Origin of the sequence: Bradyrhizobium canariense (assembly GCF_019402665.1) — a bacterium.
GTDB classification, from domain to species: domain Bacteria; phylum Pseudomonadota; class Alphaproteobacteria; order Rhizobiales; family Xanthobacteraceae; genus Bradyrhizobium; species Bradyrhizobium canariense.
Genome location: NZ_VSST01000059.1, coordinates 88090 through 100213 on the forward strand (window position 1 = coordinate 88090; position 12124 = coordinate 100213).

Annotated in this window: 8 protein-coding genes; 4 read left to right on the plus strand and 4 right to left on the minus strand. The window is 64.2% G+C overall.

The features are described from left to right. Positions 1–23: 23 nt before the first annotated feature. Positions 24–1097, plus strand: coding sequence for a hypothetical protein (locus tag FXB41_RS29490; protein WP_219684268.1), 1074 nt, complete (start codon positions 24–26; stop codon positions 1095–1097). 191 nt (positions 1098–1288) lie between these two features. On the opposite strand, the gene FXB41_RS29495 is transcribed toward FXB41_RS29490, so the two are convergent. Both FXB41_RS29495 and FXB41_RS29500 read right to left on the minus strand, forming a co-directional pair. Beyond that, positions 1289–1807, minus strand: coding sequence for a GNAT family N-acetyltransferase (locus FXB41_RS29495; protein ID WP_007595621.1), 519 nt, complete (start codon positions 1805–1807; stop codon positions 1289–1291). A gap of 16 nt (positions 1808–1823) precedes the next feature. Continuing rightward, positions 1824–2642, minus strand: a complete 819-nt coding sequence (locus FXB41_RS29500) for an ABC transporter substrate-binding protein (protein WP_219684269.1) — start codon at positions 2640–2642, stop codon at positions 1824–1826. Positions 2643–2897: 255 nt separating this feature from the next. Here FXB41_RS29500 and FXB41_RS29505 point away from each other — a divergent pair, with 255 nt between their 5' ends. After that, positions 2898–4091, plus strand: coding sequence for an efflux RND transporter periplasmic adaptor subunit (locus FXB41_RS29505; RefSeq protein ID WP_219684270.1), 1194 nt, complete (start codon positions 2898–2900; stop codon positions 4089–4091). 15 nt (positions 4092–4106) lie between these two features. Continuing rightward, entirely contained in the window at positions 4107–7262 is a 3156-nt protein-coding gene (locus tag FXB41_RS29510; protein ID WP_219684272.1) for an efflux RND transporter permease subunit, read from the plus strand. Positions 7263–7386: 124 nt separating this feature from the next. Here the strand turns inward: FXB41_RS29510 and FXB41_RS29515 are convergent, their stop codons facing one another. Beyond that, the gene (locus FXB41_RS29515; RefSeq protein ID WP_219684273.1) at positions 7387–9654 is read right to left on the minus strand and encodes a cation:proton antiporter domain-containing protein; all 2268 of its coding nucleotides are present in this window, start codon (positions 9652–9654) and stop codon (positions 7387–7389) included. A 400-nt stretch (positions 9655–10054) separates the two neighbouring features. Continuing rightward, positions 10055–11227 (minus strand): MFS transporter, encoded by a 1173-nt coding sequence (locus tag FXB41_RS29520; protein ID WP_007595638.1) that lies wholly within the window; start codon positions 11225–11227, stop codon positions 10055–10057. A 60-nt stretch (positions 11228–11287) separates the two neighbouring features. Between FXB41_RS29520 and FXB41_RS29525 the strand changes: the two genes are divergently transcribed. Next, positions 11288–12124 carry an AraC family transcriptional regulator gene (locus FXB41_RS29525; protein WP_219684274.1) on the plus strand — a complete coding sequence of 279 codons (837 nt, stop codon included), beginning with the start codon at positions 11288–11290 and terminating at the stop codon, positions 12122–12124.

The following is a 12124-nucleotide window of genomic DNA, read 5'->3' on the forward strand; positions in this document are numbered from 1 at the left end:
ACGAATCGTTGGGGGAACCGGCCATGACTGCACGACGTCAACTCCTCGCCATCATCGCGGCGCTTGGACTGCTCCTTACGACGTTCGTTCCGAGCCAGGCGCAAACGCTCACGGCCAGGCAAGCGGAAGCGGTTGCGACCTACGAGCGTGCGCTCGGCGATTTCAAGGCAATCCTGGCCGAGCGGCGGCGCCAGATCGAGGCGAAGCAGCCGCTGCCGAACCTGCCGGGCCAAGCGCTGTATCTGGCACGCGTCGCCGTGATCAGTGCTTACAAGGATCTCACCGACGCCATGCCGTCCCGGATCGGCAGGCCCAACAAATTCGAAATTCCTCCAGCCTATTTCGACGCCGATATCGAACCGTTGATCGACGAATACTCAATACTGTTCGACATCATGGAAGCGCCGCCGGCGGGCGCGCAGAACTCGGCGACGCCGTTCAAGGACGTGGTCGATCTCGCGGTCGCGATCGCACGCGCGAAGGGGCTGGCGCCTGACCACGCCGAGGCCGCGGGCCGGATCAGCCTCGGGCTGTTCTTCGCCGAAACCAACGGCAAGCAGAACGTCCGCAACGGACGCTCGAACACCTATATGGGTAGCTTCCAGACCGGCCCGTCCGAGGACCGCAACGGCCGCAGGAAATGGGAAGCCATCAAGGGCGAGATCGCGGCGGCCGATCCCGGGTTGAGTGCGCGCGACGACAAGGAGGAGGCGCGGGCCAGCGGTACCGATCATCGCTTCAATCACTGGACCAACGTACGCGATGGCCTGATGAACTCGCATGCGGATGTTTTCCGGGAGATCCCAGGAATCGTGAAGACGCTGCCCGACCGGATCGAGCAGATGAAGCTGTTCGAGCTGATCCAGATCATTCCTACGCCGACACGGTCGGCGCTCAAGTCCGGCGATCTCCTGAACTACAGGGTGTCCAGTCCGACGATCATGAAGCACCTGCGCAACAACAGCATCTTCGCATTCGGACAGGCCGACCGGGCGCGCACCTCGGCAAGCTTCCGCGAGATCCTTGGCGCAATGTGGCTGTTCAAGCGGAAATTCGAGAAGGCGATGGCGAAGTATGCGGAGATCAAGCCGCGCTGAGGATTACACCCCTACTGGATGCGCACTAGTCCTCCGGCTTGTAGCCGTCCGTCAGCATCTTCAGGAAGGTGATGATGTCGGCTTCGTCCGTTGCACCTGATAGCGTGCCATCGCAACCATCGCCTCCGCGATCACGAGCCGCTGACTATCAGCGCAACCGCCCTGAAGGCGCGCATTTTGGCGGAGGGCTGTCAAAGCCGCTTGGTGAAATGATAGCGACGAATGCCACCACCCACGGTCTTGTTGCTGGCGGCATCGGCAATCTCTTCGCGCTCGCTTCGGTATCCAGAGTTTCGATACAGCGCCAGCGCGTCCTGCTGAAGCTCCGACGTACTGAGTTGCAGTTGCTGCCGATTTCGCCGACGGCATTCATCCTCCGCGAACGCCAGCATCTTTCGCGCAATTCCCTGGCGGCGCAGGCCGGGAGCGACGTACATGCGCCGCAGCTCCATCGCATGCTCGCCTGAGGCCTCCAGACCGAACATGCCGACGATCTCGTCGTCGGCAACGGCGACCCAGAAACCGCTGTTCCGGCTTGCATAGTAATCCGCGAGCCGATCGATCTCTTCGGCGAGAGAGTGGACGATATAGCGTTCAAACGCCTCCGCCATATGCGCTGGTGCCAATAGACGATTCACCCGGACGAACAGCTCGCGCACGGCAGCAGCATCAGGCGGTGCAAAGGCGCGAATCTCAATCTCTCTTGTCATGGAGGCGCTGCCGCCGCTACTCTGTCCTTATCGGCGTGTCCTTCAGGCCATTGCTGTCATACGCCTTGCGCAAGGTGCCGTTCGTCACCGCCTCGTTCATGAACTTGGCGGCGAAGGTCAGCGCTTGGGGATGGCCGAGCGGGACGGCGACCGCGGTGACGGTCTTCTTGAAGGTCTCGTCGAGCACTCGCGTGCCCGGAATCTTCTGCGCCATCTTGTTGAGCTGGTCGCGCGACAGCGCGAAGGCGTCGATCTCGCCGCTCTTCAGGAGGCCGAAGATTTCGTCATAGGTCTGGTAGCCCGTGACCTTCGCATTCTTCAGATGGGCAACCGCGCCGCGCATGGTGGTGGTGGCGTTGACGGCCGCGACCTTGATGCCCACCTGGTCGAGCGTGGCGAAATTGGTGACGTTCGAGCCTGATTTGACGATGTAGGTGGCATCCGCGACCTCGTAGATCGGACCGAACGTCATCCTGCTCTCGCGCTCGGGATCCTTGGGGAGCCAGGTGACGTCCCAAGCACCTTTTTCAAGAGTGCCTTTCGATGCGGCATCGGTGATCTGGCCGGAATTCTGGTGCACGACATATTCGACGGGCACGCCGAGCTGGGCGGCCATCTCCTTGCCGAGATCGACCGGAACGCCGGCATAGCCGGCTTCGGTTTTGGTGGACCAGAACGCGCCGCCCGCCGGGCTGATCGCGATCGCGACCCGCAGCCTGCCGGTCGGCGCGATCTCGTCCTTCAGGCCATCGGCTAGCGCGGGCATGGCAACCGCCGCGGCGAGAACGAGGCCGGCAAGGACCGATTTAAGCACCGACTGGAGAGGCGTGGGCATGTCATGATCTCCCGACCTTTTCTTCTTTTATTCTTCTCTTTTTTGTCCCGACCGCTTCGCGCGCCGTCGCTCAGCCTGTGACATAATTCTGGTCGATCGTGCGCGCGATGAAAAGCGGTTTGTGACGGCAAAGCTGCCAAAGGCCACAGCGCAGTCTGCGGTGCAAGGCCGACGACTGCCATGGCTATGGTGTTCCACGTCCGGGCATTTGTTGATAGCCTCCCGCCCCGACGGACAGCAACCGGGGGCCACCGAATGACCTGCGCGAATCCCGCATCTCCCGCACGAAGCAACGGAGCGTGGAGACATGTCGGGCGGGCACTGGCCGCCGCGGTGGCCGTGGCCGCACTCACCGGCTGCGAGGACAAGAACAGTTTCGTCGCCCCGCCCCCGCCCAAGGTGGACGTGGCTACGCCCGTACAGCGCCCGGTGACGCGGTATGTCGAGGCCACCGGCAACACCGCGCCGGTCAAGAATGTCGATCTCGTCGCGCGCGTGCAGGGATTCCTGCAATCGATCGACTACCAGGACGGCGCGTTCGTCAAGCAGGGCACCCAGCTGTTCACGATCGAGCCCGAAACCTACAAGCTCAAGCTCGACCAGGCGCAGGCGGCCGAGGCCGGCGCGCAGGCCTCGCTCCGGCAGGCGGAAGCCGACTTCAAGCGGCAGAGCGATCTCGTGCAGCGGCAAGCGGTCTCGCAAGCGACTTTGGACAGCTCGACTTCGAACCGCGACAACGCACAGGCCAACCTCCAGCAGGCCCAGGCCAACACCCGCCTCGCCGAAGTCAACTACGGCTACACCAAGGTGATCGCACCATTCGACGGCGTCGTCAGCGCGCATATGGTCTCGATCGGCGAGCTCGTCGGGGTCTCCTCCCCGACTCAACTCGCCTCCATCGTCGCGATGGACCCGATCTATGTGAATTTCACCGTCAACGAGCAGGACGTGCTGCGCATCCGTGCCGAGGCCTCCCGCCGGGGGCTCACCGCCGCCGACATGAAGCAATTTCCGATTCAAGTCGGCCTGCAGACCGAGGCCGGCTATCCGCATGAGGGCAAGCTCGACTATGTCGCCCCGACCCTCACCCAGTCGACGGGCACGCTCGCGGTGCGCGGTCTCGTCCCCAACGACAAGCGGGTGCTGCTGCCCGGCTATTTCGTCCGCGTCCGCGTGCCCTTCACCCAGGAGAAGGACGCCCTGCTCGTGCCCGACACCGCGCTCGGCAGCGACCAGGGCGGCCGCTATCTCCTCGTCGTCAACGGCGACAACGTCGTCGAGCAGCGCAAGGTGCAGATCGGTCCCGTCGACAACGGCCTGCGCGTGATCGAAAGCGGCTTGAAGCCGGAGGACCGCGTGGTGATCGCAGGGCTGCTGCGGGTGATTCCGGGCCAGAAGATCGATCCGCAGGTGACGAAGATCGAGCAGCCGCAGGCGTCTGCCAAGTAAGTAGGAGCGCCTGCCATGATCTCAAAATTCTTCATCGAGCGGCCGGTCCTCTCGAACGTCATCGCGCTGTTGATGATCCTGATCGGCGGCGTCGCGCTGTTCAACCTCGCGATCGCGCAATATCCCGACGTGGTGCCGCCGACGGTGCAGGTCACGACCCGCTATCCCGGCGCCAGCGCCAAGACCGTGATCGACACGGTTGCCTTGCCGATCGAACAGCAGGTCAACGGCGTCGAGGACATGCTCTATATGCAGTCCTACAGCGGCTCCGACGGCACCTATGCGTTGACCGTGACGTTCAAGATCGGCACCGACCTCAACTTCGCGCAGGTGCTGGTGCAGAACCGCGTCTCCAGCGCGCTGTCGCAACTGCCCCAGTCCGTGCAGAACCAGGGCGTCAATGTCCAGAAGAAATCGACCTCGATCCTGCTATTCGTGACGCTGACCTCGCCCGACAAGACGTTCGACAGCCTTTATTTGAGCAACTACGCCACCATCAACCTCCGCGACGAACTCTCGCGCCTGCCTGGCGTCGGCAACGTCACCGTGTTCGGCGCCGGTCAGTATTCGATGCGGGTGTGGCTCGATCCGAACAAGCTGCAGGTCCGTGGCCTGGTGCCGCAGGACGTCATCCAGGCGATCCAGCAGCAGAGCCAGCAGGTCTCCGCCGGCCAGGTCGGCGCACCGCCGACACCGTCGGGACAGGCGTTTCAGTATACACTCAACGTCAACGGCAGGCTCGACGACACCGCCGAGTTCGAGAACATCATCGTCAAATCGGGCACCAGCGGCGACGTCACGCGGGTGCGCGACGTCGGCTGGGTCGAGCTCGGCGCGCAGACCTACAGCCAGATCTTCTCGCTAAACAAGCAGCCGGCCACCGGCATCGGCGTGTTCCAGTCGCCAGGCGCCAATGCACTCCAGGTCGAGCAGGCGGTCGAGAAGAAGATGGCGGAGCTCGCGAAGGCGTTCCCGCAGGGCATGAAGTACGACACGCCGTTCGACACCACCAAATTCGTGCAGGCCTCGGTGCACGAGGTCTACATGACGCTGATCGAGGCCGGCCTGCTGGTGCTGGTCGTGATCCTGGTGTTCCTGCAGGACTGGCGCGCGATGCTGGTGCCGGCCACCACGGTGCCGGTGACCATCATCGGCGCCTTCGCCGCCATGGCGGCGCTCGGCTTCACCATCAACATGTCGACGCTGTTCGCGATCGTCCTCGCGATCGGCATCGTCGTCGACGACGCCATCGTCGTGGTGGAAGGCGCGGCCCACAACATCGAGCAGGGCATGAACGGCCACGACGCCGCGATCAAAGCAATGGACCAGTTGTTCGCGCCGATCGTCGGCATCACGCTGGTGTTGATCTCGGTGTTTTTGCCGGCGTCGTTCCTCGCCGGGCTCACCGGCCGCATCTATTCGCAATTCGCGCTGGTGATCGCGGCGACCGCGCTTCTGTCCGCCATCAACGCGGCGACGCTGAAGCCGACGCAATGTGCGCTCTGGCTGCGGCCGACAGTGCCGCCCGAGCAGCGCAACTTCTTTTATCGCGGCTTCAACGCGGTCTATAACCGCGTCGAGCGCGGCTACATCCGACTGATCGGCGTGCTGTGCAGGAACAGCACGATCTCGGTCGCGATCGCACTGGTGCTGATCGTGATCGGCGGCTATGGCCTGTCCCGCGTGCCGACCGGCTTCCTGCCGATCGAGGACCAGGGCTATCTGATCGCCGCCGTGCAACTCCCTGACGGTGCCGCGCTGGAGCGGACCCAGAAGGTGCTCGACAGAGCGAGCGAGCTGATCAAGGACACGCCCGGAGTCCAGCAGGTCATCACCATCGCCGGCATCTCCGCGCTCGACAACAGCGCCAGCCTTGCCAACGCCGGCGTCGCCTACATCATCCTGAAGGACTGGGACGCGCGCAAAGGACCGGGCGAGGATCTGCGCTCGCTGGTCTACGGGCTGAACGACAAGCTCGCGGTCATCATGGAGGCGCGCACGCTGGTGCTGCCGCCGCCGCCGATCCAGGGCATCGGCAACGCGGCCGGCTTCTCGATGCAGGTCGAGCTGCGCGACGGCAACAGCGATTTCGCCAAGCTCCAGGCCATCACGGGCGCGATGGTCAGCAATGGCCAGAGCCAGAGCGCGCTGCAGCGCGTCCAGTCCTCGTTCCGCTCTTCGGTGCCGCAATTCAACGTCGAAATCGACCGCATCAAGACCCAGACGCTGCATGTCACGACGGACCAGGTGTTCGCGGCGCTGTCGACCTATCTCGGCTCGTCCTATGTCAACCAGTTCAACAAGTTCGGCCGCGTGTTCCAGGTCTACACGCAAGCCGATCCGGCCTTCCGCGTCACCGAGCGCGACATCGCCAACATGATGGTGCGCAACTCGAACGGCGACATGATCCCGATCGGCACGGTCGCCACGATCACGCCGGCCACCGGTCCGTCGCTGATCAGCCTCTACAATCTCTATCCGTCCTCAACCGTTATCGGCCTCCCCGCGCAGGGCTACTCCTCCGGCCAGTCGCTGAAGCTGATGGAGGAGATCGCGGACAAGACGCTGCCGCCGGGCACCGGCTACGAATGGACCGCGATGTCCTATCAGGAGAAGGCCGTCTCCAACCAGATCTACTGGGTGTTCGGGCTCGCCATGCTGCTGGTCTATCTCGTGCTCGCCGGCCAGTACGAGAGCTGGTACGCGCCGATCTCGGTGATCCTGGCGGTGCCGCTGTCGTTGCTCGGCCCCATGCTGATCCTCAATGCCCTGAAGATCGACAACAACCTCTATTGCCAGATCGGCCTGATCCTGCTGATCGCGCTGTCGGCCAAGAACGCCATCCTGATCGTCGAGGTCGGGCTCGAGCTGCACGGCCGCGATGGCAAGCCGGTGCTGGAATCCGCGATCGAAGCTGCGCGCGCCCGCTTCCGCCCGATCTTGATGACGTCGTTCGCCTTCATCCTCGGGGTGGTGCCGCTGGTGATCGCGACCGGCGCCGGCGCCAGCGCGCGGAAGTCGATCGGCATCACGGTGTTCTCGGGCATGCTGGCCTCGACCTGCCTTGCGGTGCTGTTCGTGCCGGCGTTCTTCGTGGTGGTGCAGCGCTTCGAGAACTGGCGTGCGTCGAAGAAGATTCCGAAGGCGGTGGCAGTGGCCGAGGTGAAGTAAAAGACGCGACCATCTACCACAGCCGTCATTGCGAGCGCAGCGAAGCAATCCAGACTCTTTCCACGGAGAAACTCTGGATTGCTTCGTCGCAAGAGCTCCTCGCAATGACGGCAAGGAGACCCCGTTACGCCTTCTCCGGCGCCACATGCCGCGCCTCGCCGCTCGAGACCAGGAGCACCGAGACTTTTGCCTGCCTGAGCACGGCGTCGGCGACGCCACCGAAGGAGAGGTGATCGGCCTGGATGCGATCGACGCCCATCACCACGAGATCGACGTCAGTGGTCTCGATCTCGCGCAGGATCGCCGCTTCCGGCGCCCGGTTCGCGCGCAAGGTCGTGGTGATGTCGACCTCGTAGCGGGCGGCAAGATCGCTGGCGTCCTTCAGGATGCCGGCCTCGTGACTCAGACCCCGAGAGGCCCCGCGTTGCGCGCCCTTGTCGCGCGTCGTCGCGACATAGATCACCCGGAGCGAGCCTGATCCCGCCTGCGCCAGCGCGACCGCGACCTCCGCGCCGCGCTTGGAGACGCCGCTGCCGGAGACCGGAACGAGGATGTTGAGCGCCTCGGGCACCGGCTGCTTTAGGTGCTTGCCCTTGGCCGCCACGATCGCGAGCGGTCCTTCGAACTTCGCTGCGATGTCCTCGATCTTCCTATCGAAGCGATCCTTGGCGGCAGCAACCTTGTCGACGCCGATGACCAGGAGATCGAAGCCCTTGCGCGCTTCGTCGGCGATGGCCTCGCCGAGCTCCGCACGCTTTGCCCGGGTGACGACATCGACGCTGCCGGCGTCGCCATCGCCATGGGCGGAGACGGTCTCGGCGGCCTTCTTCACCACGGCTTCGGGGCTCTCCTCCTCGTCGCGTCCCTTCTCCTGATCCTTGGCGCGCTTGCCGATGTGCAGCACCGTGATCGGCAGACCGCGCATGCCGGCGATCAGGCCGGCAATGTGGGCGGCGAAGGTGGCGTTGACACTTTCGTCTACTGCCAGCAAGGGACGTTCGAGATTGGCGACGAAGCCGCGCTTCTCGAACTCTTCGCGCTCCAGGCGCTCTTGCTCCTCCTCGTTCATCGGCAGCTTCGCCAGCGCCGCACGCAGCATCGGCGGCATCGCCATCGTGGTCACGATCGCCATGGTCACGATCATCGTGAACAGGTTCTGGCTGAGCACGCCGATCGAAAGACCGATGGTGGCGATGATCACCTCGGTCGAGCCGCGCGCGTTCATCCCGCTTGCGAGCGCCAGCGACTCCCGTGTGTTCAGCCCGCCCACGGTTCCGCCGACGAAGGCGCCGCCGAACTTGCCGACACTGGCGATCACGACCAGCAGGCCGGTGAGCATCAGCAGATGGGGATCGCGCAGCACCGTGAGGTCGGCGCTCAAGCCGGCCAGACCGAAGAACACCGGCATGAAGAAGCTGGATATCAACCCGCGCAGGCGCTCGTCGATCTGCCGCGTCAGGATCGGGGACTCGCCGACCAGAATGCCGGCGACAAAGGCGCCGAGCACGGTGTGAACGCCGATCAGATGCGTGATCAGCGCCATGGCGCACATCATCAGCAGGATCACCGTGATGACCGGCGCGGTGCTGACGAGATTGTCGTTGGCCCAGCGGATGAGCTGGAACGCGAGGCGGCGGCCGATGGTGAAGCTGATGGCGAGGAAGGCGAGCGTGCCCAGCACGGCTTTCGCCACCGAGGCGATATCCAACGCCCCCTGCGAGGCCAGGCTGAAGATGACCGCGATGATGATCCAGCCGATGGTGTCGTCGATGACGGCGGTGGCGACGATGATCTGGCCGACATTGCGGCGCATGAAGTTCATCTCGCGGACGACCACTGCGACGATCTTCACCGAGGAGATCGACAGCGCCGTGCCCATGAACAGCGACGCAACCAGGCGGGCTTGCGGATTCGGCAACAGCGTGTCCGGCAGGAACTCGCCGAGCGCGAAGCCGCAGGCGAAGGGCACGAGGATGCCGGCGATCGAGATCGCGATCGCGGCCTTGCCGACCTTCCTGACCAGCTTGAGGTCGGTTTCCATGCCGGTCAGCAGCAGCAGCAGCAGCATGCCGAACTGCGCGATGCCGTCGATCATCGCTTTCTGCTCGGGCGTCTTGGGGAAGATCGCGTGCTGCGCGTCGGGCCAGACCCAACCGAACAGCGAGGGACCGAGCAGGATGCCGGCGAGCAATTCGCCGATCACCGAGGGTTGGCCGAGGCGCTGCATGATCTCGCCGAGGCCGCGGCCGACCGCGATCAACAGCACGATCTGCGCCACCAGCAGGAATTCGGACGGACCGGCCGATTTGCCGCCCTCGGCACTGGCCGCAATTGTGGTGAGGACAAGCGCCGCGGGGACAAGGCCGACCGGTCGGAGCAGGCTCCACTGCATGCAGGAATTTTCCCCCTTCATCTGCCCCGGCGAGGTGCCGGGATGACGGGGATAGAACCCGCGGCAGGCAACCGGAGTTCCTTGAGTTCGCGGCCGGGTAAGGGGACAACACCAAAAAACGCGAAAACAACCCCATGCACAGTAGGGATGAGGTTGAAAAGACTGAAGAAAAATTTTGTCTCTGCGAAACTCAAATTTCGTCTTTGCCGAAACTGCTTGCGCCGTCGGGCAAAACACTGGCATGATGGCATCATGAGTGGTCTGCGCAGGGTGCCTCCTCATCCCCCGTCATTGCGAGCGCAGCGAAGCAATCCAGACTGCCGCCGCGGAAAGATTCTGGATTGCTTCGCTGCGCTCGCAATGACGACGTTGAGGCAGCCGCGCGCCTCATGCCGATCCCTCACACCGCGTGCGGTGTCCTGATCTCGCGCGGCAGAATGATCGCGGCTGCGATCGCGAGCAGGCAGAGTGCGGCGAAGGCATGCAGCATGGTGACGAAGCCGCCCTGCTCGTAGAGCCAGGCGACCAGGCCGACCGAGGCGCCGGCCGCGGTGAAGCCGATGAAGTAGCGCACGGCATAGGCGCGCGAGCGCCATTCCTCGCTGGTGTATTTGCCGACCATGGCGTCGTTGACCGTGACCTGCCCGAACGCGCCCATGACGATGCCGATCGAGACCAGGATCAGCGGCAAATTGGACAGGCTCGCGGCCAGATACAGGAACGGCGCCAGCATGAAGGACAGCGGCAGCGCCACCGTCTTCAGCGAATAGCGGTCGAGCAGCCGGCCGATCGTGTATTGCGTCATCGCGCCGAACACGTAGACGCAGGCGGCAATAACACCAAGCAGCGCCGGGCTTTTGGTGAGATCGGCGAGCCGCTCCGCGAACAGCTTTGGCAGCGCCACGGTGACGGCATTGAACGTGGTGGAGATCGCGATCACCACGATCAGCAGCGACAGGATCACGCGCCACATGTCCTGCTTGGCGACCCGCGCCTGCGCTGCCGCCTGCTTCGAGCCCTTGCGGTCCTCGTGCACGACCATCATCGCAAAGGCGATGCCGATCAGGATGGTGACGATGCCGGGTACGATGAAGGCGAAGCGCCAGCCGAGATATTGGCCGATTACGCCGGTGACCAGCGCCGACGATGCGACGCCGAGATTGCCCCAGACGCCGTTGATGCCCATCTCGCGGCCGAGCCTGTCGGCGTAGGAGACGATCATTGCGGTGCCGACGGGATGATAAATCGAGGCAAAAATGCCGATCGCGAACAGCGCCGCGCCGAGCTGCGCCTGCGTCTGCACGAACCCGACCGAGATCATGGAGGCGCCGATGCCGACGAAGAAGATCAGCATCATGTGGCGGCGGCTCCAGCGGTCCCCGAGCCAGCCGGTGAGCAGCGAGCCCGCGCCAAAGGCGACGAAGCCCGGCGTCGCATAAGGCAAGAGTTCCGAATAGGCCATACCGAGCGCCGGTCCCATGATGATCACCGCGGCGGCGAAAATCAGCATCGCGTAATGGTCGATGAAATGGCCCGCGTTGACGAAACTGATCACCCGGCCGGGGCTGTTCATTCCGAATCCTCTCCTGCTCCGAAATGAGTTATATGTCGGGCGAGTGACGGGATGCCGCCAATGACTGTCGTCGAGACGCCAATCCTCCGGGCGGTCCGGAGCAATCATCGCTCGCCCGCGGGCGTGCATCTGGTCGCGCGCGACTACCCCAAGGGCATGCGGATCGATCCGCATATGCACCGCGAGGCACAGCTGATCTATGCCGCCAGGGGCACCATGCAGGTGACGACGCCCGGGGGGCGCTGGCTGGTGCCGCCGGACCGCGCGGTCTGGGTCCCCGCCGGGCTCCAGCACGCCATCGATCTGCTCGCCGACATCGAGATGCGCACGCTGTATTTCGACCTCGCCTGGCTGAAGCGCGAGCAGTGCCATGAGGGACTGACCAGGGAATTCGTGGTGCGGGTGTCGCCGCTGCTGAACCAGGCGATCCTCGCGCTGTTCGACGCCCACAATACCGAGGAGCGGACCGATCTGCTGGTTCGCCTGGTGATGCTGGAGCTGGTCCAGGCTGAGGATTCCGCGACCTTCGTGCCGCTGCCACACGAGCCGCGCTGCCGGCGCGCGGCCATGATCGTACTCGACGATCCCACCGGCCTGCACGACATCGACGCGCTGGCGCGCGAGGTCGGAACCTCCGCGCGCACGCTGTCGCGGCTGTTTTCGACAGAGACGCAGCTGAGCTTCAAGAGCTGGTGCCAGCGCGCAAGAATCGCGGCGGCGATCCAGCGGCTGTCGACGGATGCCAATGTATCGGTGAAGCAGCTCGCGACCCAGCTCGGCTATGCCAGCGTGCCGGCGTTTTCGGCCGCGTTCCGTCAGGTGACGGGACGGACGCCGACGGAGTTTGCCACACACTCCGTGTCATCGCCCGGCTTGTTGTTTAGACCGGAGACATAG